Here is a 21,714-nt window from a genome sequence, read left to right as displayed (position 1 = left end):
GCATAACGCTGTTACCGGGGCGACACAAATCACTTCGTTCCCGGGCCTGCCTTCAAACGTCAGCCGCCGCTGGCGACCGCCTGCTCGCGGTAACGCTGAACCGCGACGGCAAGACGTTCCGAAACTTTTCGACGCCATTCCGGATCCAGCAGCAACTTCTCATCCTCCTTGTTCGACAGGAATCCCAGTTCCAGCAGAATCGACGGCACATCGGGAGCCTGCAGCACCCGGAACCCGGCGAAGCGGTGCGGGTTGTTGATGAGATTGATCTGGCCCTCGAAAGAGGAAACCACCGCGCGCGCCATATTGACGGAGAAGGCCTGCGTCTCGCGGCGGGTCAGGTCGATCAGGATATCGGCGACCTCCGCGGGCTCGCTTTGAAGTGGTACGCCGGCGATTTCGTCCGAAAGGTTCTCGCGGGCAGCAAGGCTTGCGGCCAGATGGTCCGACGCCTTGTCGGAGATCGTATAGACCGTAGCGCCACGGATGTCCTTCTGCCGAAGCGCATCGGCGTGGAGCGAGATGAAAAGATTGGCGCCCTTGTTGCGGGCAATCTGCACGCGTTGCGGCAGCGAGAGAAAGACATCCTCTTCGCGGGTGAGGAAAGCTTCAATCCCCGCGCCCTTGTTCAGGGCCGCGGCGAGATCTTTGGCAAAGGCCAGCGTGACGTGTTTCTCTTCCGTCTTCGTCTCGCCGGCGAGCGCGCCGGTGTCGATGCCGCCGTGACCGGCATCGATCGCGACGATGAACGGCCCGCCGTCCTTCGTAGGCGCTACCGCGACGGGTCTGTCGGTTTTCGTCGCTGCGACAGAACCGGTCCACTGTTGTTCGCCGAGAAGCGCATCGAAACGCGCCTGGTCGACCCGTACGGCGTCGAGGACCAGGCGGTAGCCTTTGCCCCCCTCTTCCGCAATTACTTCCGCATGGGTCACGGCGACCGGTCCCTTCGCGGAGAGAACGATGCGGGAATTGCCCGCCCCCATGCCGCCATAGCGGATCGCATCGAACAGGCCACGCGGCTCGAGGCTCTCCGCCTTCAGGCCAAAGGCTGTTTCCGGAAGATCGACAACCACGCGAACCGGGTCGGCCACGTAATGAAGGGAAAAATCCGGCTTGCGGTCGAACTCGACGACGACCCGAGTGCGCGCGTCGTCACCGGCGATCCGTGCGCCAAAAGCGAGCAAGGGGCCCGGCTCGACAGCATTGGCGGTCGGCGCGTTCAAGAGAAAACCTCCGACGAGCAACGATGCACCGAGCAAACGCCAACCCGTACGCGACATTAACGACAACAGCGAACCGCGCATCCAAACCGCCAAAGGCTTCACCTTGGGCTCCCCACCACTTTCTCAAAAACCAGACGGCAGCCGACGCGGCCACCAAACGCACACCTTGATCAATGAACCTTTATGGTTAACCAAAGCTTGACAAAGGTCATCTTCCGCTCTGCACCGAAGCCATCGATTCATCATTTGCCGGCCTACTCCACGTGGACAAGCGAATCGATCATTATTGTGGCGGCACGGGCTTTTCCCTTGCCAATGTGACATAGAAAACATAAAAGCGTCACAAGGAGAAAGTGTTGACGGGATAGAACAGTCGACCGGGCAGCCGGAGCTTCTCCAAAGCTTGGCGCCAGGGAGTGGTCGAACCGGATTAACCGGTTAAACGCATCGCACTTCCGCGGTCGCAAGCGTTCATCCGCCGTCTCTGCATTTCCTCCTCGTATACTGGATCGCAAATTTCCGGCGGTGGCCGGAGTTCTTGATGGTGATTTTTCACCAACGCCCGCAAGCGGGCGCATTCATCGGGTCTTCATGAGACCTTGGACATTGGCATTCTTGTTTGGTCATTGATGTTGACTCAGCGGTATCGGTCAGAAGTAGAGCGGCCCCGGAACAGACATGTTCCGGCTGTCGTCTGGCTGCTGCACCATCGCCTGCACCAAACAGGAACTTTCATATCCGGCGCACCTTCCGACGTGTTTGGCAGTCTTCCCAAGGAAGCAGGTCTGTCTCCCGTTCCGCTGGTGCGCCGAGGAGCACAGCTTAGATGGCAGAGAAAATGCTTATCGATGCGTCTCACTCCGAGGAGACGCGCGTCGTTGTCGTACGCGGGAACCGCATAGAAGAATTCGACTTCGAGTCGGAACATAAGAAGCAAATCCGCGGCAATATCTATCTGGCGAAGGTCACCCGGGTGGAGCCTTCGCTGCAGGCCGCCTTCGTCGACTATGGCGGCAACCGCCACGGATTTCTGGCCTTCGCCGAAATTCATCCCGATTACTACCAGATCCCCCTTGCCGACCGTCAGGCCCTGCTGAAGGCCGAAGCCGAAGAAGCACGACGCGACGACGACATCGAACATGTCGAAACCGCACCGGCGCCGACGAGCGAGCTTTCCGTTCCCGTCGACCTCGAGGTCGCAACGGAGCCCGAAACCGCGGCGCAGCCGGCAGAAACCGTCGCCGCCGAACCAGTGGTTGAAGACGAAGCGCCGGCCGAAAAGCCGAAGGCAAAGCCGAAGCGCACCCGCAAGACCAAGGCCAAGGCTGCCGAAGAAGCGGCAGCCGCCTCCGCCGATGGCGACGAAAGCAACGGCGGCGAAATGGCCGCGATGGTCGATACCGACACCATCTCCGAGGACGTCGACAGCCGCCGTCGCCATGACGACGACGATGATGACGACGACAGCCACGATGGCGAAAAGGAAATCATCGAGTCCGTCGGCGCGGAAGACGCCATGGAAGAGGTTCCGGATCGTCAGATCCGCAAGCCCCGGAAGCAGTATCGCATCCAGGAAGTCATCAAGCGCCGCCAGATCCTGCTCGTCCAGGTCGCCAAGGAAGAGCGCGGCAACAAGGGCGCGGCGCTGACGACCTACCTGTCGCTCGCCGGCCGCTACTCGGTGCTGATGCCGAACACGGCGCGCGGCGGCGGCATCTCCCGCAAGATCACCAACCTGCAGGACCGCAAGCGCCTGAAGGAAATCGCGCGCGGCCTCGAAGTGCCGCAGGGCATGGGCGTCATCCTGCGCACCGCCGGTGCGAACCGCACCAAGGTCGAGATCAAGCGCGACTTCGAATACCTGATGCGCCTGTGGGAAAATGTCCGCACGCTGACCCTGAACTCCACTGCCCCCTGCCTCGTCTATGAGGAAGGCAGCCTGATCAAGCGCTCGATCCGCGATCTCTACAACAAGGATATCGGCGAGATCATCGTTTCCGGCGAGGAAGGCTACAAGGAAGCCAAGGGCTTCATGAAGATGCTGATGCCGAGCCACGCCAAGGTGGTTCAGCCCTATCGCGACGTGCATCCGATCTTCTCGCGCTCCGGCATCGAAGCACAGCTCGACCGCATGCTGCAGCCGCAGGTGACGCTGAAGTCCGGTGGCTACATCATCATCAACCAGACCGAAGCGCTGGTTTCGATCGACGTCAACTCCGGTCGGTCGACGCGCGAGCACTCGATTGAAGACACGGCGCTGCAGACGAACCTCGAGGCGGCCGAAGAAGTGGCCCGCCAGTTGCGCCTGCGCGACCTTGCCGGCCTTGTCGTCATCGACTTCATCGACATGGAGGAAAAGCGCAACAACCGCGCCGTCGAGAAGAAGCTGAAGGACTGCCTGAAGAACGATCGCGCCCGCATCCAGGTCGGCCGCATCTCGCATTTCGGCCTGCTCGAAATGTCGCGCCAGCGCATTCGCGCCTCGGTGCTCGAATCGACGATGCAGACCTGCCCGCACTGCAACGGCACGGGTCACGTTCGCTCGCAGTCTTCCGTCGCCCTGCATGTACTGCGCGGCATCGAGGAATATCTGCTCAAGAACACCACGCACGACATCACCGTACGCACCATCCCGGATATCGCGCTCTACCTGCTCAACCAGAAGCGCGGCACGATCATGGATTACGAAGGTCGCTTCGGCGTCTCGATCATCATCGAGGCAGACGCCCATGTCGGTGCGCAGCACTTCGCGATCGATCGCGGCGAACCGGTCGAAAACCCGGTCAAGATCGAGCAGCTCCTGCATTTCGAGCCGGAGCCGGAAGAAGATGACGTCGTGATCGAAGAGGATCTCGACGAAGAAGAAGCCGAAGAAATCGCCAGCGAGCAGCGCCAGGAGCAGCCGAAGGCTGCCCAGTCCTCCGACGACCAGGGTGGCCGCAAGCGCAAGCGCCGGCGTCGCCGTCGCGGCAAGGGCGGCCAGCAAGCCGAGGGCGGTGTGACCCAGGCTTCCGAAGCGGCAGGCGATCTGGAAGACGAGGCAGATGAAGGCGAAGCCGACGACGAGAGCGTCGACACCGAAGCCACGACCGCTGACGGCGAACAGAAGCGCAAGCGTCGCCGTCGCGGCAAGCGCGGTGGCCGCCGCAACCGACCGGAGGGCGAAGGTGAAGAAGGCCAGATCGAGGCCGATGCGGAAGGTGATGACGCCGACGAACCGGAGGCCGTAGAAGCGCCTTCCGTTACCGCCGAGATCGAAGTCGCCGTAGCCGCCGAGGAAACCGCTGCAGCCGTCGAGGAGGCCGAGGTCGTCGAGGCCAAACCGGCCAAGCCGAAGCGGACCCGCAAGAAGGCTGTGAAGGCGGAAGAACCGGTCGCGGCCGTCGATAACGTCGCCCAGGCCGCCGTCGAAGATCAGCCGGCAGACGTCGACGTCGCCGCCGAGGCTGTGGAAGAGGCTGCGGCCGACCTCGCCGAAACCAGGCCGGCGCGCGCAAACCGCGATCTCTCGAAGATCGCCTCGGAACCGGTCGTGACTTCGAATTCTCCGAAGGCCGAAGGCGAAGAGGAAGAGCCCGCCAAGCCCAAGAAGGGTGGCTGGTGGCAGCGCCGCGGCTTCTTCTAAGAAGTCGCTCTCTGGTCCCGGCTCGAAGCCGAACCGGGACCCTGGCGCCTCGAAGCGTTGAACGCGAAAGATCGTGAATAGAAAAGGCCCGGATCGCTCCGGGCCTTTTCTTTACAGGTAGTAGCCGAAGCAGACGGGACGTCTTCGCTCCCCCGTCTGTTCGGCCGGGTAATCAGGCAAGCCAGCGGGCGATCCTGTCCATTGCCTCGGCCATGTCACCCTCAGCGCCAGCATAGGAAAAGCGCATCGTACGGTGTCCCTCGAGCGGATCGAAGTCGAAGCCCGGCGTCGCCGCGACATTGATCTCGGCAAGCATCCGGCGGGCAAAGGCCATGCTGTCATTGGTGAAGCGGCTGACATCGGCATACGCGTAGAAGGCGCCATCCATCGGCGAGGCGATGGAGAAGCCGATCTCCGGCAGGCGCTTCAGCAGCATCTCGCGATTAGCCGCATAGGCGGCCTTGTAGCCGTCGAGTTGCTCATGCGCGTCGAGCGCAGCTTCGGCAGCGATCTGCGACAGCTCCGGCGGCGAAATGTAAAGGCTCTGGGCGATGCGCTCGAATCCGCGCACCTTGTCGGCCGGCAAGACCATCCAACCGATGCGCCATCCGGTCATGCAGTAATATTTGGAGAAGGAGTTGATGACGATCACCTCGTCGGTAACCTCCAGCGCGCTCGCCTCTTCGCCAGCGAAGGTCAGGCCGTGATAGATCTCGTCCGAAATGAAGGCGATCGATTCCGCCTGGCAATAGTCGGCCAGCGCCCTGAGGCCGGCCCTGCCCGTGACGGTGCCGGTCGGGTTCGCCGGGCTTGCCAGCAATACGCCCTTCAGCGGCCGGCCGACCTTTGCGGCGGCCCGCGCCAGGCTTTCCGGCGTCAGCGTGAAGCCGGTGTCGGCATTGGCCTCGACCTCGACCACCGTCAGGCCGAGCGCGGCCAGGATGTTGCGGTAGGCCGGATAGCCGGGCCGCGCGATGGCGACGCAATCGCCGGGATCGAAGAGCGCGAGGAAAGCGAGATTAAAGCCGGCCGATGACCCTGTGGTCACGGCTACACGCTGCGGATCGAGTGCAATGCCGTGGCGCTTCTCGTAGTGGCGGGCGATGGCCTTGCGCAGCGACAGAGTGCCGAGCGCATCGGTATAGCCAAGGCGCCCGTGTTGCAGGGCGTTGCGCGCGGCTTCCAATGCGGCCGCCGGCGCCGGATGCGCCGGCTGCCCGACCGCCATAGAGATCACCGGGTGGCCGGCATTGCGGCGACGAGTCGCCTCCGCCAGCACATCCATCGCGTGAAAAGGTTCGACGGCGCTGCGTTTTGACAAGTCGATCAACGGAAAATCCTCGATATGCGGCTGTGCTCCAGCCCCTTTGCCCGATGATATTGACCTTCACAAGTCCGCGAGTGCCGTATTTCCGCCGATTTTGCCGTTTCGTTTCCGCGGCACCCACCCTATGCTGCGAGCATATAGCGAATACGAGGATTCCTGTTGTCTTTTGGAACTGCCCCGATTGACGTGACGATGGGCAATGGACGACACACAGGATACGCAAGGACAACGAGGTAGAAATGAATTTCAGCACCAAGATGGTTGCCGCCGGAACGCTCGCCGCGCTCGTGGCCGGAGTCAGCCTGCCGCAGAGCGCGTTTGCGCTCGACGCGAAGCAGAAGGAAGAGATCGGCGCCTTCATCAAGGAGTACCTGATCGCCAATCCGGAGATCATGCTGGAGGTCCAGGAGGCGCTGACGACGAAGCAGCGCGCCAAGCAGCAGGAGGCTGCCGAAAGCGCGATCACCGAGAACAAGAAGGCGATCTTCAACTCCGACTATGACATGGTGCTGGGCAATCCCAAGGGCGACGTCACCATCGTCGAGTTCTATGACTACAATTGCGGCTATTGCAAACGCGCCCTTTCGGACATGGACGCAATCCTCGGCAAGGACAAGAACGTCCGCTTCGTGCTGAAGGAACTGCCGATCCTCGGCCCGGACTCGCTGGCGGCGCACAAGGTGAGTGCTGCGTTCCGTCTCATCGCTCCGGAGAAGTACGGCGACTTCCATCGCGCCCTGCTCGGCGGCGAAGACCGCGCTACGGAAGAGACCGCCCTTGCGGTCGCCGCCAAGCTCGGCGTTCCTGAGGATCAGTTGCGCGCCAAGATGGAAAAGGAGCCGCATGACGCGGCCGTGCGCGAGGCCTATGGGCTCGCCAACGACCTCGGCATCACCGGCACACCGTCCTATGTCATCGGCAACGAGGCGGTCTTCGGCGCCGTCGGCGCCGAAGAAATCGAGGGCAAGGTCGCCAATATGCGCGAGTGCGGCAAGACGGCCTGCTGACGAACCTTCCCATGACTGTGGACAAATCCCGCGGGGGCCCAAAGGGCTTTTCCTCGCGGGACCATCAGTCTATAGGTAACCCTCCATCATCGGACCGGAATCCCTTATGCCATCGACCATTTTCGTGCTGAACGGCCCCAACCTGAATGCGCTGGGCAAGCGCGAACCGGGTATTTACGGCGGCCAGACGCTCGCCGATATCGAGGCGATGTGCAAAGCCGAGGGCGATGCGCTTGGCTTCGCGGTCGATTTCCGCCAATCCAACCACGAGGGCACGCTGGTCGACTGGCTGCATGAGGCCGGCGGCGTCGCCGCCGGCGTGGCGATCAATCCGGCGGCATATGGCCATACGTCGATCGCGCTTCACGACGCCATCCGCGCCATCGGCATTCCGGTGGTCGAACTCCACCTCTCGAACATCCATGCGCGCGAAGAATTCCGTCACAAATCGATGATCGCGCCTGCCGTCAAAGGCGTCATCTGCGGCTTCGGCGCGCAGAGTTACATTCTTGCGCTGCATGCGCTAAAGAACCTGACAAATCCGTCGAAATAAAAAGAACATTAAGAGGCTCATATTCCATGGCTGACAAGAAACCAGGTATCGACCAGGCGCTGATCCGCGATCTCGCCAATATTCTCAAGGACACCGATCTGACCGAGATCGAAGTCGAGCAGGACGACCTGCGCATTCGCGTCTCGCGCAATGGCACGCCGGTGGCAATGCCGATGATGCCGCAGATGCCGGCCTATCAGGTTCCTGCCGCTGCTGTCGCCGCCGCCCCGGCCAACGCCGTCGCCGCTCCGGCTGCCGATAGCGGCCGCGCGTCGAAGAACGCTGTGACGGCACCGATGGTCGGCACCGCCTACCTGGCTCCGGCTCCCGGTGCGCGCCCGTTCATCGAAGTCGGCGCCACCGTCAAGGAAGGCCAGACCATCCTCATCATCGAAGCGATGAAGACGATGAACCAGATCCCGGCTCCGCGCTCGGGCAAGGTCACCGAAATCTTCGTTCAGGATGCAGCCCCCGTCGAATATGGCGAACCGCTGATCGTAATCGAATAAGGCGGCGCGGCGATGATCTCGAAAATTCTCATTGCCAATCGCGGCGAAATCGCCCTTCGCGTGCTGCGCGCCTGCAAGGAGCTCGGCATCGCGACGGTTGCCGTCCACTCCACGGCCGACAGCGACGCCATGCATGTGCGCCTCGCCGACGAGAGCGTCTGCATCGGTCCGCCGCCCTCGCGCGATAGCTATCTGAACATTCACCAGATCGTCGCCGCCTGCGAAATTACCGGTGCCGACGCCGTGCACCCGGGCTACGGCTTCCTGTCGGAAAACGCCAAGTTCGCCGAAATCCTCGAAGCGCACGACATCACCTTCATCGGCCCGACGGCCGAGCACATCCGACTCATGGGCGACAAGATCACCGCCAAGAAGACGGCGCAGGAGCTTGGCATCCCGGTCGTTCCGGGTTCCGATGGCGAAGTGAAGCCGGAGAATGCGCTTGAAGTCGCCCGCCAGATCGGCTTTCCGGTTCTGATCAAGGCCACCGCCGGCGGCGGCGGTCGCGGCATGAAGATTGCACGAACGGAAGCCGATCTCGAACATGCCGTGGCCACGGCGCGCGCCGAGGCCCTGGCAGCCTTCGGTAACGACGCGGTCTACATGGAGAAGTTTCTCGGCCAGCCGCGTCACATCGAAATCCAGGTCGTCGGCGACGGTGCGGGTAACGCCGTACACCTCGGCGAGCGCGACTGCTCGCTGCAGCGTCGTCACCAGAAGGTCTGGGAAGAGGCGAACTCCCCGGCTCTCAACGTCGACCAGCGCATGAAGATCGGCCAGATCTGCGCCGACGCCATGAAGAAGCTCAAGTACCGCGGCGCCGGCACGATCGAGTTCCTCTACGAGAACGGCGAGTTCTATTTTATCGAGATGAACACCCGTCTTCAGGTCGAACATCCGATCACCGAAGCGATCACCGGCATCGACCTCGTGCACGAGCAGATCCGCGTCGCGTCCGGCGGCGGTCTTTCGGTCAAGCAGGAAGACATCGTGTTCTCCGGTCACGCCATCGAATGCCGCATCAACGCCGAGGACCCGCGCACCTTCGTCCCCTCCCCGGGCACGATCACGCATTTCCACGCGCCGGGCGGTCTTGGTGTACGCGTCGATTCCGGTGCCTATCAGGGCTACCGCATCCCTCCGTACTATGACAGCCTGATCGGCAAGCTGATCGTACACGGGCGCACTCGCGTCGAGTGCATGATGCGTCTGCGCCGCGTCCTCGACGAATTTGTCATCGACGGCATCAAGACCACGCTTCCGTTGTTCCAAGACCTGATCAATAATCAGGATATCGCCAACGGCGACTACGATATCCACTGGCTGGAAAAGCATCTGGCCGCCACGTCCGAGTAAGGGCCATACGTTGAAAGGGACGCGCAGCAAGCAGCCCGACATTACCCCGGATATGCTGCTGCGCGCCTATTCGATCGGCTTGTTCCCGATGGCCGACTCGGCCGACGACCCGGAGCTCTTCTGGGTCGAGCCGGAAATTCGCGGCGTTATCCCGCTGACGGACTTTCATGTCTCCCGCAGCCTCGCCAAGACGATCCGCCGGAAACCCTTCGACATCCGCTTCAACACCGCCTTCGAAGCGGTGATGGAAGGCTGCGCCGCCCCCGCCCCGGACCGGCCGACAACCTGGATCAACAGCAAGATCCGTACCCTCTACGCAACGCTGCACACGATGGGTTACGCCCATAGCGTCGAAGCCTGGGAGAATGACGTGCTGGTCGGCGGCCTTTACGGCGTCTCGCTCGGCTCGGCTTTCTTCGGCGAGAGCATGTTTTCCAGGCGCACCGACGCCTCGAAGATCTGCCTCGTGCACCTGGTGGAGCACCTGCGCGCCCGGGGCTTTGAGTTGCTGGACACCCAATTCACCACTGAGCATCTCAAATCCTTTGGTGCGATCGACGTACCGAAGGCCGAATATGAGATCATGCTCGGCAACGCGATGAACTCGCCGGACCTCTCGTTCTAGATACTCTTCGTTGGATATCTCCACCTGGAGATGTACTTCGGTCACGTGTTCATCCAGACTTCGGCCGTATTCGAGGGGACATCTGGATGAACAAGTTCCTATTGGCATTATCGGTTTTCATGGCTTCCAGCGCAGTTGCGGAAGCAAAGACATATCGTGAGATGTTCGGTAGCGAACCGAACCTGTCACCTGAGTATTCGGCCATCGTCGGGTCGCTTGATTTCAAGCAGGGCAAGGTGTCGCTGCCCTCTGCCCATGCGCAGCTCGACATTCCAGCGGATTTCTATTTCCTGGATCCTGCCGATACCAGGAAGGTCCTTGTCGACCTGTGGGGCAATCCGCCCGGCTCGGCCGAGGGTTATCTCGGCATGGTATTTCCCGCCAAGTATGCGCCGGACGCAGACAAAGCCTGGGGATCGGCCATCGACTATCTGAAGGACGGTTATGTCTCGGACGCAGATGCGCTGACGACCGACTTCACCGAACTGCTGGCGCAGCTAAAGGAAGCCTCAGCCGAAAACAACATCGAGCGCGAGAAGCAGGGCTACGATCCGATCACGTTGGTTGGCTGGGCCTCCCCTCCCCATTACGATCTGGGAACGCACACGATGCACTGGGCACGTGACCTGATCTTCGGCAAGGATCCGAACGGCCCCCACACCCTGAACTATTCGGTTCGCATCCTCAGCCGGGAAGGTGTGCTGCAGATGAACTTCATTTCAGGCCTCGAGCAACTCGATGAAATCAAGGCGGGACTGCCGGGTGTGACGGGCATGGTACAGTTCGATGCCGGCCAGGCTTACGCGGACTTCAAGGAGGGCGACGCGGTCGCGGCCTACGGAATGGCGGGCCTTATTGCTGCCGGCGCCGGCGCCAAGGTCGCCGCCAAGGCCGGCTTGCTTGCCGTCGCGCTGGCCTTTCTGAAAAAAGGCGCCGTGGTGATCCTGATTGCCGGCGCTGCGGTTCTGCGTTTCGTCAAGGGCCTGTTCGGCCGCAAGGAACCGCCAGGCGCATAGCGCCGGGATGATGACGGAGATGGATTAGGTGTTGGGCTGCCGCTCTCAGGTCCGGCAGCCTTGGCAGGCTATTGCTTCGCCGCGGTATCCGGCGGCGGCAAATCGGACGTCGCCTTGCAGGACTGCAGCCACACGTCATAGACCGGATGCTCGACGGCGTTCAGGCCCGGGCTATCGGCGAACATCCAGCCGGTAAAGATGCGGCGGATCTTGCGATCGAGCGTGATCTCTTCGACCTCGACGAAGGTCGTGATCTTCTGCGCCTCGGTATCGTCGCGGCTGTAGCAGACGCGCGGCGTGACCTGGAGGGCGCCGAACTGGACCGTCTCGCCGATATAGACGTCGAAGGTCGTGATACGGCCGGTGATCTTGTCGATGCCGGAGAAGACAGCAACGGCATTGGAGAGGCGCGCCGCATCGACGGCTCCGGCCGAGGCGATCAGCGGCAAACCGGCAAGCAGGGACAAGCCCAACCGCCGCGCACCTTGGCCGATTGCTTTGCGCAGATCAGAACCTGCCATTGTCGCCTGTCTCCCGCGTGCCCTGTTCATCGTCGATGGATTTCAGGCGCTAACCATCAATTGTGGCCGCGCCGTGATCGAGGAACAATTCCGCGGTCCGTCCTCGTCGCTGAAGAGAGATTTCTCAGGAACCCGGTGTCCAGGCGTCGTAGTCGCCGGTCACGCGCGGGCGTTTGCCGGTGGCTGCGATCGAACCCTGCGGCCGGTAGGCATTGGCCGTGCCGGTCGGGTTCGCGCGATGCGGCTTCTGCCACTCGCGCGGACTGTATTTCTCGTCGGCCGGCGAAACGTCGGTGCGGTGATGCATCCAGCCGTGCCAGCCGGCCGGAATGGCGGAGGCTTCGGCATAGCCGTTATAGATCACCCAGCGGCGGGTTCGGCCTTCGGAATCCTTGCCACCCTGGTAGTAGACATTGCCGAGCTCGTCTTGACCGACCCGTTGACCGTGGCGCCAGGTGTGAAAGCGCGTTCCGATCGTCTGTTCGTTCCACCAGGTGAAAATCTGCAGCAGGAGCTTCATCGATGCCGTCCTTGACCGGCCGTTGGGAAGGCGGCCAGATACCAAAACCATGTTCCCGCTTATGCCCCGCCGCTCATGGCTTGTCTAGTGATTCCGAGGCAAAGGCCGTCATTTCAACGGCATGAGGAAGCCGAAATGGCTGCGCACGAAGCCAAGCCGCTCATAGAAACGATGCGCATCCGTGCGCACGGCATTGGACGTCAGCCGCACCTTCTTCGCTCCGCGGTCACGCGCCTCGGCGATGGCATGGCGCATCATGCGTTCACCGATGCCGCGGCCGCGCATATCTTCACGCGTCTGAACCGCCTCGACAATCAGGCTGGAACTGCCTCGCCCCGACAAGGTGGTATGCAGCGCCGTCTGAAAGGTACCGACGATCTCCCCGGCAAGGACTGCGACGAAGAGTGTCTGCAGTGACGAAGCCTCGATTTTCTCGAAGGCGGCGACATAATCGCCGAACGCGGCGGGATCGGTCGTGTCACCATGACCACCGATCTGATCGGCGGCGAAGAGAGCGACGATCGCCGGCAGGTCTTCGCGCTTGGCCTTGCGGATCAAGAGTTCGGTTGTCGCGTCCATGGTTCCTCCGCTCACAGCGTTCATCAGCAGCGGACCAAACACCAGAAGGTAACGGCGTGATGACGGCGCAATCTCTCCCGAGGTTTTCCACAGGCGGACGGACCAGGCTACGGCAGCGGAAAGATCTCCAAAGCGGGTCGCAAACTACCAGATCGTCCCTTGCGCTCTAAGCTTTGATATTTCGCATGCCGTTTTCGCAAAGCCGCTGCGCCTTTGCGCGACTTGCTTCAGCCGAGAAGCCGCTTCTCCAGGATGATGGCCGGCAGACCGGATTGCTCGTCGCCGCAATTCGCCGTCTCGCCCATCTCTGAGAAGCCATGCGTCCGGTAAAACGCCAACGCATGCAGGTTCTGCGGCTCGACTTCGACGCGCATGCGCTCGGCATCGGGGAAACAGGTCTCAAGCTCGGCGAAGATGTCGCGGCCAATGCCCTGCCGCTGAAATTTCGGCAGCACATAAAGCTGATGGAGCACCGCGGTCTTGGGCTGCGTGTCCGACATCGCCGCAAAGCCCATGCCGCCGATCTGGCGGCCGTCATCGGCCACCAGGAATTCGGCGTTCTTGCGCGCGAGGCGGGCCTTCAGCGCCGGCAGCGAGTGCCAGCGCTCAGTCAGCTCGTTGACCTTCTCGACGCCATAGAAAGTGTCGTAGGTCGCGTGCCACGTTTCGATCAGCAGGGCACGAACCTTGTCCAGGTCGCGCTCGCTGGCCGTGCGCACGAAGAACATCGTTATTCCTCGATGCCGAGCTTGGCCTTCACCAAGGCCTGTACAGCCTGCGGGTTGGCCTTGCCGCCGGTCGCCTTCATCACCTGGCCGACGAACCAGCCGGCGAGCGAGGGCTTGGCCTGAACCTTGGCAACCTGATCCGGGTTGGCGGCGATGATCTCATCGACAGCCTTTTCGATGGCGCCGGTGTCGGTCACCTGCTTCATGCCACGCGCCTCGACGATTGCCGCCGGGTCGCCACCCTCGTTCCAGACGATCTCGAAGAGATCCTTGGCGATCTTGCCGGAAATCGTCTCAGCCTTGATGAGGTCGATGATGCCGCCGAGCTGCGCCGGCGAAACCGGAGTCTCTTCAATGGCTTTGCCGGCTTTGTTCAAGGCGCCGAGCAGGTCGTTGATGACCCAGTTCGCAGCAATCTTGCCATCGCGCCCCTCGGCTACCGCCTCGAAATAGTCCGCGATCGACTTCTCGGAAACGAGAACCGACGCATCGTAAACCGAGAGGCCGAGGTCGCGAACGAACCGCTCCTTCTTGTCGTCGGGCAGCTCCGGCAGGTCGGCCTTAAGCGCTTCGACGAAGGCATCGTCGAATTCCAGCGGCAGCAGGTCCGGATCCGGGAAGTAGCGGTAGTCGTGCGCGTCTTCCTTCGAGCGCATCGAGCGCGTCTCGCCCTTGTTCGGGTCGAACAGGCGGGTCTCCTGATCGATCACGCCACCATCCTCGAGGATACCGATCTGGCGACGTGCCTCATATTCGATCGCCTGGCCGATGAAGCGGATCGAGTTGACGTTCTTGATCTCGCAGCGCGTGCCGAAGGCTTCGCCCGGACGACGGACGGAGACGTTGACGTCGGCGCGCATCGAGCCTTCGTCCATGTTGCCGTCGCAGGTGCCGAGGTAGCGCACGATCGAGCGCAGCTTGGTCATGTAAGCTTTCGCCTCGTCCGACGAACGCATGTCCGGCTTGGAGACGATCTCCATCAGGGCGACGCCAGAGCGGTTGAGGTCGACATAGGACATCGACGGATGCTGGTCGTGCATCGATTTGCCGGCATCCTGTTCCAGATGCAGGCGTTCGATACCGATTTCGACATCCTCGAACTGACCCTGGCGATCCGGCCCGATCGAGATGATGATCTTGCCTTCGCCGACGATCGGATCCTTGAACTGCGAGATCTGATAGCCCTGCGGCAGGTCCGGATAGAAATAGTTCTTGCGGTCGAAGATCGAGCGCTTGTTGATCGTAGCCTTGAGGCCGAGGCCGGTGCGCACGGCCTGCTTCACGCATTCCTCGTTGATGACGGGCAGCATGCCGGGCATGGCGGCATCGACCAGCGAGACGTTCGCGTTCGGCGCATTGCCGAATTCCGTCGAGGCACCCGAAAACAGCTTCGAATTGGAAAGCACCTGGGCATGGACTTCCATGCCGATGATGACTTCCCAGTCGCCGGTGGCGCCGGGGATGAAGCGTTTCGGATCGGGGGTGCGGACGTCGACAATGCTCATATCATGCTCTTCTTTGAAGCCTGAATTCTTGGTTTCTCGGTAGAACAATTGGTTCACGGGTGCAAGTTGTTCGGCGTCATCTGGCGCCCATCTCCGTGCAACCGCGAATGCGAAGCGCCGCTTAACCACCGTTTAGCACCCTTGCGCCAAGATTTCCCGATGTCGACCGTCACCGCACTCGCATTGTACGCAGCCTACATCAACATCTTAAGCTTCGGGCTGTTTTGGTTTGACAAACGGGCTGCGCGCGCGGGCCGCTGGCGCATCAGCTAGCAGACATTGCTGACAATCTCTCTTCTTGGCGGAAGTCCTGGTGCGATGGCCGCCCGGCACATATTTCGCCACAAGACGCGCAAGGAACCGTTTCGAACCCGCTTGGCGCTCATCGTCGCTGTCCAGGTAGCTGCCGCGGCTGTCGGCACCCTGGCGTTGCACGGACACCTTGACGTGCTCGCGAGCGTCTTCTAGGAAAGCACCGTCTTTCTGGAGTTTTGATGTTCACTTCTTCGTCTGAGTCCCGGTAAGGGCCCGTCCCCGCAATCCCCTTTATTGATTGCGCGCACGGGCCGGAAACGTCGCCCCGCATTCCCCGTGATTTGCGGAACGGTTTCCTGCGTTCATACGAACGCTTTTCCGGAACATTCAGAAATGGACATCTCACGCGCCGAACAGCGCATTCTTCATCATTTGGCCCAGGGCGGCCGCATCGAAGTCACCCGCGAAAGCAAGGCGATCATCGAAATTCGATGCTTCACCCGTGACGGCTGGGTCTATCCTGGTTTTGACCTGGAGCTCTTCCGCAAGCTGAAGCGCAAAAAGGCGATCTCGTCCTCTGGCGGCAAGCCCTATCGCATCACAGAACGCGGCTTGCAGCTGGTGCGCGCCGAACTCAACAACCGCTGAGCGGTAAAAGCCGATGATGCCGGGCATCGAAGGATGCCCGGTGTGGCCGGCGCTTCACGCAAGGTCAGGCACAAGAAGCCTTTACCTTGCGTCAACACCGGACACGGCGCATCGCACGCAATCGCGCCCGGCGTCTTTCGCCAGGTAAAGGGCGCGGTCTGCCGCCAGGAGCAAGCCGTCGAGATCGGCGTCATACCCCTCATATTTCATGGGACTAATGAACGTGATGTGAACAGGCCAGCGTCATTTCCGGGTCACAGCCATGCACGAATGCGCGCAGGTCAGCGCTTCTCATCCTGCGCGATGACAACTTTGCTCAAGCCGATGAACTCGACATCGCCGTCGAGTTGCGGGGCGTAGGCGGTGGAAAGCCAAGTTACACCGTAGCCACGGTTGCGGAGGAAGGTCACGGCTCGGTCGTTGCGCGCATGGGTCTTGGTGGTGGCGACATCGAATCCGTCCGCAACGATGCGGCGCTCGATCTCGCCAAGCAGCAAAGCGCCGAGGCCCCTGCCCTGGGCCGCAGGCTCGATCCACAGGTCGGAAATCGCGTTGTCGAAGTGCTCACGCGCCGCCCATCCGCGAACGCTGCCTTCGGCTTCGACCAGCAAGGCGGACAACCAGTTGTCGGAAAGAAAACGGAAAAACGAGGTTTCGGCGACACGCCGCATCCTCTTGCCGTCAGCGAGGCCTGCAATCGCAGACTGCCAGGCGGCGAGACCGATCTCCGTCAGCCGGTCGACGTCGCCGGCGCGAGCATGGCGGATGAAGGGCATGACGCGGGCTCCTTCCGCGACAAGAGTGGCCGTGCGTGCCTCAGAAGCAGAAATGGCGGTGCCTGTCCGGCACCGCCATCAGAATTTACCACCACTTGGCCGGTGTGAAGCGGCCCGCCGCCTGCTCGATGACATGCGCCGTCTTGAACAGCGTCTCTTCTTCGAACGGCTTGCCGATCAGTTGCAGGCCCAAAGGCAGCCCCTTATGGTCGAGGCCGCCGGGAACAGCGATGCCGGGCAGGCCAGCCATGTTGACCGTCACCGTGAAGATGTCGTTCAGGTACATCTTGACCGGATCGGATGCCAGATCCTCGTCGGCGATGCCGAAGGCGGAGGACGGCGTTGCGGGCGTAAGGATAGCGTCGACGCCGGCGTGGAAGGCCAGCTCGAAGTCACGCTTGATCAGCGTGCGGACCTTCTGCGCCCGCAGATAGTAGGCGTCGTAGTAGCCGGCCGAAAGCACGTAGGTGCCGATCATGATGCGGCGCTTGACCTCCTGGCCAAAACCGGCGGCGCGCGTCTTCTCGTACATTTCGACGATGTCCTTGCCATCGACGCGCAGACCGTAACGCACGCCGTCATAGCGGGCGAGGTTCGAGGAAGCCTCGGCCGGAGCGACGATGTAATAAGCCGGCAGGGCGTATTTCGTGTGCGGCAGGGTGATGTCGACGATCTCGGCGCCAGCTTCCTTCAGCCAGGCAATGCCCTGCTGCCAGAGCGCCTCGATCTCCTCCGGCATGCCGTCGACGCGGTATTCCCGGGGAATACCGATCTTCATGCCCTTGATCGACTTGCCGATCGACGCTTCGTAGTCCGGCACCGGCAGATCGACCGAAGTCGTGTCCTTGGTGTCGACGCTTGCCATCGATTTCAGGAGGAGGGCGGCATCGCGCACGTCACGGGCGATCGGGCCGGCCTGGTCGAGCGACGAGGCGAAGGCGACGACGCCCCAGCGCGAGCAGCGGCCATAGGTCGGCTTGATGCCGACGGTGCCGGTGAAGGCGGCCGGCTGGCGGATGGAACCGCCGGTGTCGGTCGCCGTGGCACCGGCGCAGAGATGCGCGGCGACGGCCGCGGCGGAACCGCCGGAGGAGCCGCCAGGCACGAGATCCATGTTGGAGCCCTTGGCGCGCCAGGGGTTCTTCACGGCACCATAGTAGGACGTCTCGTTCGACGAACCCATGGCGAACTCGTCCATGTTCAGCTTGCCGAGCATGACGGCACCGTCGTTCCAGAGGTTCTGGGTAACGGTCGATTCGTAGCGCGGTGCGAAACCGTCGAGAATATGGCTGCAGGCCTGGGTGTGCACGCCTTCGGTACCGAAGAGGTCCTTGATACCGAGCGGGATGCCTTCGAGCGCGCCGGCCTTGCCGGCGGCAATGCGCGCATCCGAGGCCTTGGCCATCTCGCGTGCCTTGTCCGGCGTTACGGCGATATAGGCGTTGATCGCCTCATTGGCGGCGTCGATTGCGGCGATATAGGCGTCCGTCAGTTCGACGGCGGTGATTTCCTTGGCGGCGAGCTTTGCGCGGGCTTCGGCAATCGTGAGGCTGGTAAGGTCGGTCATGATGAAATCGGGCTTTCGCAATCGGGAACGTCGGGGCGGCAGGCGGAGGTTACTCGACCACCTTCGGGACGAGGAAGAAATTGCGATCGGAATTCGGCGCATTGGCAACGATGTCGTCGGCCTTGTTGCCGTCCGTGACGTCGTCCGTCCGCTTCTTCATCTCCATCGGCGTCACCGAAGTCATCGGCTCGACGCCATCGACATTCACTTCGGAGAGCTGTTCGACAAAACCGAGGATGCCATTGAGCTCGCCCATCATCCGCTCGGCTTCCTCTTCGCTGACGGCGATACGGGCAAGGCGCGCAACGCGCTTCACGGTGGCAAGGTCTACGGACATGATCGTCTCCGGTAACTGGAACTTCCCCCGCTATAATGGCGCGCGGCGAGCCACGCAACGGGGGAATTGCCGGAGTACCGGGCCTCGCGTCAAAAGGCCCGGCGCAACATCAGACCTCGACGACGCCGCCGACGTGCGGCGTCTCCACCTTGGTGGGCGCACTTTCCATACCGACAACGAAGGTTTCGGGCGTCTGGTCGATGATCGGGAACGAGCCGTAATGGCAGGGGATCGCCGTCGAGAACTTGAAAAAGCGCTGGCAGGCGAGTGCCGCCACGGCTCCACCCATGGTGAAACGGTCGCCGATCGGAACGATGCCGATCGCAGGCTGGTGCAGTTCGCCAATCAACGCCATGTCGGAAAAGATGTCCGTGTCGCCCATGTGGTAGAGCGTCGGCTCGTCGTCGAAGTGCAGCACCAGGCCATTAGCGTTGCCGAGCGAGTGGGAGACGCCGTCCTCGGTGATCTGCGCCGAGGAATGCAGCGCGTTGACGAAGGTTGCGGAAAAGCCGCCGAGGTGGATCGTTCCGCCGGTGTTGCCCGGCTCCATTTTCGTGACGCCCTGCCTGCCGAGCCACATGCAAAGATCGAAGTTGCCGACGACGGTGGCCCCTGTCTCCTTGGCGATCGCAACCGCATCGCCGACATGGTCGCCGTGGCCATGGGTCAGGAGGATGTGGGTGAGGCCGGCGGTCGCGTCCCTGCGCTCCTCGTCCCGGAAGGCGGGGTTGCCGGTGAAAAAGGGGTCGATGAGGATTTTGGCCTTTGCCGTCTCGACGTGAAAGGCGGAATGGCCGAGCCATTTGATCTTCATGACTTTCTCCCTGATGATTTGCGTATCGGAACAGCATATGGAACAGACAACCCTCCGCGCAAAGATCGAATCGACACGGACATGGCAATTCTCACCATCGAAGAGCTGGCATCCCAGCTTCATCAGAACCAGGCGATCGCCGGGCTCGACCTTGGCACCAAGACGATCGGTCTCTCGGTCTCCGATCTCGGCCGCCGTTTCGCGACACCCCGCGAGGTGATCCGCCGGGTCAAGTTCGGGGTGGACGCGGAAGCGCTGTTGTCAGTGGCGGAAAAAGAAAAGGTCGCGGCCTTCGTCATCGGCCTGCCCGTCAATATGGACGGCAGCGAGGGACCGCGCTGTCAGGCGACCCGCGCCTTCGTACGCAACATGGAGCAGAAAACGCCGCTGCCCTTCATCTTCTGGGATGAACGACTTTCGACCGTTGCGGCCGAGCGCGTGCTGATCGAGATGGACGTTTCGCGACGGAAGCGGGCCGAACGCATCGATTCGGCCGCCGCCTCCTTCATTCTTCAGGGCGCCCTCGACAGGCTGGCGTCGCTTGGAAGGGACGCCCTCTCGGACTGAGCTCTGCCGGCACCGAAACGACGGCGATACCAGGCTGAGATCTCCCGGCGCTTGCGAAAACCGATAATGGCAAAGACCACGAAACTATCGAAGACGATTGCGCGGGCGACGAGCGGCGGGATCGTCTCCGGCGGAATGCCGAGAACATGGCCGTAGACCTGGAACACGAGATCGTGGGTCTGCCGCGTCAGCATGAAGAAGCCGAAGCTCATGTCGTAATAGGAGAGACCATACCACGACGTGAGGAACATGACCGGGCAGGCCCACAGGATCAGAAACCACTTCATGCGGCTCCCCTTTCCGAAATGCGGCGGTGGATCAACGGATATATGGCGCGGTCCGCCAGCAACAAGGCGAGCAGGACCGTCGTTGGAACCGCAATATCCATCGCCAGTCCGGCGAAAAACATCATCATGATGATCAAAAGGCCAGTTCTCACCGAACCGCTCCATCCGGATTCTGTTGAAATGCCTGGTCAATTTCCTCCCTGTGGGGAAGACGTGCAACGTAAACCATTTGTTAAGGTTAATTTGCACAGGCTGGTCTTTTGGTGCCGTTGGACGCGGCTGCGCTCCGATCTTTCTCCCCTATGCCGCAAGTCCATTCCGATCGCTGCAGAATCCGGGTAGCGATATCCCTCCCCCTCGCAGGTCCTCCTCCATGACCGTCGTCTTTGAAAGCATCTTCCCGATCTTCCTGCTCGTACTGCTCGGCGCCTGGCTCAAGCGCTCGACATTCGTCGACCAGAGCCTTTGGCTCGGGCTTGAGCAGTTTGGCTACTTCATCCTGTTCCCCGCCCTTCTGTTCTCGACGCTCGCCCAGGCGGACTTTGCCGGCCTGAAAGCCGACGCGACGGCCATCGCGACGGTCGGCAGCGTCAGCCTGATGTCGGCCTTTGTGCTGCTGCTCTGGCCAATGCTGCGGGACCGCCAGGTGTCCGGTGCCTCCTTCACATCGGTCTTCCAGACCGCGACGCGCTGGAACGGCTTCATGGCGCTGGCAATCGCGCAGAAGCTCTACGGCCCGATCGGTTTGACGCTGACCGCCCTGGTGATGACGCTCGTGATCATTCCCATCAATCTCTACAATATCGGCGTGCTGGTCTGGTTCGGCGGGGGCAATCGTGACTTCAGGCGCTTCTTCGCAAAGATCGTCACCAATCCGCTGATCGTCGCCTCGGTGCTTGGTATTCTCGTCAACTCGATCGGCCTGAAGATCTACGGCCCCGTGATGTCCACGATCGAGATGCTGGCGAGCGCCTCGCTCAGCCTCGGGCTGGTAATGGTCGGGGCGGGCTTGCGCGCTTCCGATGCACTGAAGCCGAGCGCGACAGCGCTGCTCGCGGTCTTCCTCAAGCTGATTGTCATGCCGGTCTTCATGGTGAGCGCGAGCTACCTGCTCGGCATTCGCGGCGACGCCCTGCTGGTCATCGCGCTTGGCGCGGCCGTGCCGACGGCGATGAACGGCTATCTGCTGGCCAAACAGATGGATGGCGACGCCGAACTCTATGCGGCAGTCGCGACGATCCAGACGGTCGTCTCGTTCTTCACGATACCGCTCGTCCTCTACCTGACGGCGTACGTTACAGGGGGCTGACCGCTTATGCCGCAGCGGCCTGACGACTTACGTCCCAGGGCCCGACGGCTTATGCCGCGG

Annotated in this window: 24 protein-coding genes; 11 read left to right on the top strand and 13 right to left on the bottom strand. The window is 61.9% G+C overall.

What is annotated here, in order from left to right; genetic code table 11:
- Window positions 1-59: 59 nt before the first annotated feature.
- The gene (locus tag ACQ5BM_RS05705; RefSeq protein ID WP_429808952.1) at window positions 60-1,280 is read right to left on the bottom strand and encodes an N-acetylmuramoyl-L-alanine amidase; all 1,221 of its coding nucleotides are present in this window, start codon (window positions 1,278-1,280) and stop codon (window positions 60-62) included.
- Window positions 1,281-2,049: 769 nt separating this feature from the next.
- Between ACQ5BM_RS05705 and ACQ5BM_RS05700 the strand changes: the two genes are divergently transcribed.
- Entirely contained in the window at window positions 2,050-4,848 is a 2,799-nt protein-coding gene (locus ACQ5BM_RS05700) for an Rne/Rng family ribonuclease (protein ID WP_429808883.1), read from the top strand.
- Between the two features lie 172 nt (window positions 4,849-5,020).
- On the opposite strand, the gene ACQ5BM_RS05695 is transcribed toward ACQ5BM_RS05700, so the two are convergent.
- Window positions 5,021-6,178, bottom strand: a complete 1,158-nt coding sequence (locus tag ACQ5BM_RS05695) for a pyridoxal phosphate-dependent aminotransferase (RefSeq protein ID WP_429808880.1) — start codon at window positions 6,176-6,178, stop codon at window positions 5,021-5,023.
- A 236-nt stretch (window positions 6,179-6,414) separates the two neighbouring features.
- Between ACQ5BM_RS05695 and ACQ5BM_RS05690 the strand changes: the two genes are divergently transcribed.
- The 6 genes from ACQ5BM_RS05690 to ACQ5BM_RS05665 all read left to right on the top strand — a co-directional run bounded on the left by ACQ5BM_RS05690 (window position 6,415) and on the right by ACQ5BM_RS05665 (window position 11,241).
- Window positions 6,415-7,182: a DsbA family protein gene (locus ACQ5BM_RS05690; RefSeq protein WP_429808878.1), complete on the top strand. Its 768-nt coding sequence runs from the start codon at window positions 6,415-6,417 to the stop codon at window positions 7,180-7,182.
- Between the two features lie 106 nt (window positions 7,183-7,288).
- Entirely contained in the window at window positions 7,289-7,735 is a 447-nt protein-coding gene (gene aroQ, locus ACQ5BM_RS05685; protein ID WP_429808875.1) for a type II 3-dehydroquinate dehydratase, read from the top strand.
- Between the two features lie 26 nt (window positions 7,736-7,761).
- On the top strand, window positions 7,762-8,244 hold the full coding sequence (gene accB, locus ACQ5BM_RS05680; protein ID WP_429808872.1) for an acetyl-CoA carboxylase biotin carboxyl carrier protein: 483 nt from the start codon (window positions 7,762-7,764) through the stop codon (window positions 8,242-8,244).
- Window positions 8,245-8,256: 12 nt separating this feature from the next.
- The gene (gene accC / locus ACQ5BM_RS05675; RefSeq protein WP_429808869.1) at window positions 8,257-9,600 is read left to right on the top strand and encodes an acetyl-CoA carboxylase biotin carboxylase subunit; all 1,344 of its coding nucleotides are present in this window, start codon (window positions 8,257-8,259) and stop codon (window positions 9,598-9,600) included.
- 10 nt (window positions 9,601-9,610) lie between these two features.
- Complete coding sequence (gene aat, locus ACQ5BM_RS05670; protein WP_429808866.1) at window positions 9,611-10,225, top strand: leucyl/phenylalanyl-tRNA--protein transferase; 615 nt, start codon at window positions 9,611-9,613, stop codon at window positions 10,223-10,225.
- A gap of 86 nt (window positions 10,226-10,311) precedes the next feature.
- A complete protein-coding gene (locus ACQ5BM_RS05665) occupies window positions 10,312-11,241 on the top strand; it encodes a DUF2167 domain-containing protein (RefSeq protein ID WP_429808863.1) in 930 nt (309 codons plus the stop codon).
- Between the two features lie 68 nt (window positions 11,242-11,309).
- Here the strand turns inward: ACQ5BM_RS05665 and ACQ5BM_RS05660 are convergent, their stop codons facing one another.
- The 5 genes from ACQ5BM_RS05660 to gatB form a co-directional block, all read right to left on the bottom strand.
- Window positions 11,310-11,762: a DUF2155 domain-containing protein gene (locus ACQ5BM_RS05660; RefSeq protein ID WP_057252269.1), complete on the bottom strand. Its 453-nt coding sequence runs from the start codon at window positions 11,760-11,762 to the stop codon at window positions 11,310-11,312.
- Window positions 11,763-11,886: 124 nt separating this feature from the next.
- Window positions 11,887-12,282 carry an NADH:ubiquinone oxidoreductase subunit NDUFA12 gene (locus tag ACQ5BM_RS05655; RefSeq protein ID WP_429808861.1) on the bottom strand — a complete coding sequence of 132 codons (396 nt, stop codon included), beginning with the start codon at window positions 12,280-12,282 and terminating at the stop codon, window positions 11,887-11,889.
- Between the two features lie 108 nt (window positions 12,283-12,390).
- Window positions 12,391-12,861 (bottom strand): N-acetyltransferase family protein, encoded by a 471-nt coding sequence (locus ACQ5BM_RS05650; RefSeq protein ID WP_429808858.1) that lies wholly within the window; start codon window positions 12,859-12,861, stop codon window positions 12,391-12,393.
- 227 nt (window positions 12,862-13,088) lie between these two features.
- The gene (locus tag ACQ5BM_RS05645) at window positions 13,089-13,589 is read right to left on the bottom strand and encodes an N-acetyltransferase family protein (RefSeq protein WP_429808855.1); all 501 of its coding nucleotides are present in this window, start codon (window positions 13,587-13,589) and stop codon (window positions 13,089-13,091) included.
- Window positions 13,590-13,591: 2 nt separating this feature from the next.
- The gene (gatB, locus tag ACQ5BM_RS05640; RefSeq protein ID WP_429808852.1) at window positions 13,592-15,094 is read right to left on the bottom strand and encodes an Asp-tRNA(Asn)/Glu-tRNA(Gln) amidotransferase subunit GatB; all 1,503 of its coding nucleotides are present in this window, start codon (window positions 15,092-15,094) and stop codon (window positions 13,592-13,594) included.
- Between the two features lie 279 nt (window positions 15,095-15,373).
- On the opposite strand from gatB, the gene ACQ5BM_RS05635 reads away from it, so the two are divergent.
- Window positions 15,374-15,562, top strand: a complete 189-nt coding sequence (locus ACQ5BM_RS05635; protein WP_429808849.1) for a DUF1294 domain-containing protein — start codon at window positions 15,374-15,376, stop codon at window positions 15,560-15,562.
- 180 nt (window positions 15,563-15,742) lie between these two features.
- Window positions 15,743-15,997: a YjhX family toxin gene (locus tag ACQ5BM_RS05630; protein ID WP_173516218.1), complete on the top strand. Its 255-nt coding sequence runs from the start codon at window positions 15,743-15,745 to the stop codon at window positions 15,995-15,997.
- A 281-nt stretch (window positions 15,998-16,278) separates the two neighbouring features.
- On the opposite strand, the gene ACQ5BM_RS05625 is transcribed toward ACQ5BM_RS05630, so the two are convergent.
- The 4 genes from ACQ5BM_RS05625 to ACQ5BM_RS05610 all read right to left on the bottom strand — a co-directional run bounded on the left by ACQ5BM_RS05625 (window position 16,279) and on the right by ACQ5BM_RS05610 (window position 19,491).
- Window positions 16,279-16,773 (bottom strand): GNAT family N-acetyltransferase, encoded by a 495-nt coding sequence (locus ACQ5BM_RS05625; protein WP_429808847.1) that lies wholly within the window; start codon window positions 16,771-16,773, stop codon window positions 16,279-16,281.
- 85 nt (window positions 16,774-16,858) lie between these two features.
- Complete coding sequence (gene gatA, locus ACQ5BM_RS05620; protein ID WP_429808844.1) at window positions 16,859-18,340, bottom strand: Asp-tRNA(Asn)/Glu-tRNA(Gln) amidotransferase subunit GatA; 1,482 nt, start codon at window positions 18,338-18,340, stop codon at window positions 16,859-16,861.
- 49 nt (window positions 18,341-18,389) lie between these two features.
- Window positions 18,390-18,677: an Asp-tRNA(Asn)/Glu-tRNA(Gln) amidotransferase subunit GatC gene (gene gatC / locus ACQ5BM_RS05615; RefSeq protein ID WP_429808841.1), complete on the bottom strand. Its 288-nt coding sequence runs from the start codon at window positions 18,675-18,677 to the stop codon at window positions 18,390-18,392.
- Window positions 18,678-18,786: 109 nt separating this feature from the next.
- Window positions 18,787-19,491, bottom strand: a complete 705-nt coding sequence (locus ACQ5BM_RS05610) for a metal-dependent hydrolase (protein WP_429808838.1) — start codon at window positions 19,489-19,491, stop codon at window positions 18,787-18,789.
- A gap of 81 nt (window positions 19,492-19,572) precedes the next feature.
- Between ACQ5BM_RS05610 and ruvX the strand changes: the two genes are divergently transcribed.
- Entirely contained in the window at window positions 19,573-20,058 is a 486-nt protein-coding gene (ruvX, locus tag ACQ5BM_RS05605; RefSeq protein WP_429808835.1) for a Holliday junction resolvase RuvX, read from the top strand.
- Here ruvX and ACQ5BM_RS05600 read toward each other — a convergent pair.
- On the bottom strand, window positions 20,004-20,345 hold the full coding sequence (locus tag ACQ5BM_RS05600; protein WP_429808833.1) for a DUF6105 family protein: 342 nt from the start codon (window positions 20,343-20,345) through the stop codon (window positions 20,004-20,006). The genes ruvX and ACQ5BM_RS05600 overlap by 55 nt on opposite strands.
- On the bottom strand, window positions 20,342-20,482 hold the full coding sequence (locus ACQ5BM_RS05595; protein WP_429808957.1) for a hypothetical protein: 141 nt from the start codon (window positions 20,480-20,482) through the stop codon (window positions 20,342-20,344). Before ACQ5BM_RS05595 ends, ACQ5BM_RS05600 begins: the two co-directional genes overlap by 4 nt.
- A 236-nt stretch (window positions 20,483-20,718) precedes the next feature.
- Here ACQ5BM_RS05595 and ACQ5BM_RS05590 point away from each other — a divergent pair, with 236 nt between their 5' ends.
- The gene (locus ACQ5BM_RS05590) at window positions 20,719-21,654 is read left to right on the top strand and encodes an AEC family transporter (RefSeq protein WP_429808830.1); all 936 of its coding nucleotides are present in this window, start codon (window positions 20,719-20,721) and stop codon (window positions 21,652-21,654) included.
- Window positions 21,655-21,714 lie beyond the last annotated feature (60 nt).

The organism is Ensifer sp. B1-9, from assembly GCF_050474445.1.
GTDB lineage: Bacteria > Pseudomonadota > Alphaproteobacteria > Rhizobiales > Rhizobiaceae > Ensifer.
The sequence above is the reverse complement of the archived record's forward strand: the minus strand, read 5'-3'. Positions and strand labels throughout refer to the sequence as shown.

Excerpts from the sequence above, each read along its gene's own strand:
- ACQ5BM_RS05705 (WP_429808952.1), bottom strand. The coding sequence starts at position 1,280 with ATGTCGCGTACGGGTTGGCGTTTGCTCGGTGCATCGTTGCTCGTCGGA.
- ACQ5BM_RS05700 (WP_429808883.1), top strand. The coding sequence starts at position 2,050 with ATGGCAGAGAAAATGCTTATCGATGCGTCTCACTCCGAGGAGACGCGC.
- ACQ5BM_RS05690 (WP_429808878.1), top strand. The coding sequence starts at position 6,415 with ATGAATTTCAGCACCAAGATGGTTGCCGCCGGAACGCTCGCCGCGCTC.
- aroQ (WP_429808875.1), top strand. The coding sequence starts at position 7,289 with ATGCCATCGACCATTTTCGTGCTGAACGGCCCCAACCTGAATGCGCTG.
- accB (WP_429808872.1), top strand. The coding sequence starts at position 7,762 with ATGGCTGACAAGAAACCAGGTATCGACCAGGCGCTGATCCGCGATCTC.
- accC (WP_429808869.1), top strand. The coding sequence starts at position 8,257 with ATGATCTCGAAAATTCTCATTGCCAATCGCGGCGAAATCGCCCTTCGC.
- ACQ5BM_RS05665 (WP_429808863.1), top strand. The coding sequence starts at position 10,312 with ATGAACAAGTTCCTATTGGCATTATCGGTTTTCATGGCTTCCAGCGCA.
- ACQ5BM_RS05660 (WP_057252269.1), bottom strand. The coding sequence starts at position 11,762 with ATGGCAGGTTCTGATCTGCGCAAAGCAATCGGCCAAGGTGCGCGGCGG.
- ACQ5BM_RS05655 (WP_429808861.1), bottom strand. The coding sequence starts at position 12,282 with ATGAAGCTCCTGCTGCAGATTTTCACCTGGTGGAACGAACAGACGATC.
- ACQ5BM_RS05650 (WP_429808858.1), bottom strand. The coding sequence starts at position 12,861 with ATGGACGCGACAACCGAACTCTTGATCCGCAAGGCCAAGCGCGAAGAC.
- ACQ5BM_RS05645 (WP_429808855.1), bottom strand. The coding sequence starts at position 13,589 with ATGTTCTTCGTGCGCACGGCCAGCGAGCGCGACCTGGACAAGGTTCGT.
- gatB (WP_429808852.1), bottom strand. The coding sequence starts at position 15,094 with ATGAGCATTGTCGACGTCCGCACCCCCGATCCGAAACGCTTCATCCCC.
- ACQ5BM_RS05630 (WP_173516218.1), top strand. The coding sequence starts at position 15,743 with ATGGACATCTCACGCGCCGAACAGCGCATTCTTCATCATTTGGCCCAG.
- ACQ5BM_RS05625 (WP_429808847.1), bottom strand. The coding sequence starts at position 16,773 with ATGCCCTTCATCCGCCATGCTCGCGCCGGCGACGTCGACCGGCTGACG.
- gatA (WP_429808844.1), bottom strand. The coding sequence starts at position 18,340 with ATGACCGACCTTACCAGCCTCACGATTGCCGAAGCCCGCGCAAAGCTC.
- gatC (WP_429808841.1), bottom strand. The coding sequence starts at position 18,677 with ATGTCCGTAGACCTTGCCACCGTGAAGCGCGTTGCGCGCCTTGCCCGT.
- ACQ5BM_RS05610 (WP_429808838.1), bottom strand. The coding sequence starts at position 19,491 with ATGAAGATCAAATGGCTCGGCCATTCCGCCTTTCACGTCGAGACGGCA.
- ruvX (WP_429808835.1), top strand. The coding sequence starts at position 19,573 with ATGGCAATTCTCACCATCGAAGAGCTGGCATCCCAGCTTCATCAGAAC.
- ACQ5BM_RS05600 (WP_429808833.1), bottom strand. The coding sequence starts at position 20,345 with ATGAAGTGGTTTCTGATCCTGTGGGCCTGCCCGGTCATGTTCCTCACG.
- ACQ5BM_RS05590 (WP_429808830.1), top strand. The coding sequence starts at position 20,719 with ATGACCGTCGTCTTTGAAAGCATCTTCCCGATCTTCCTGCTCGTACTG.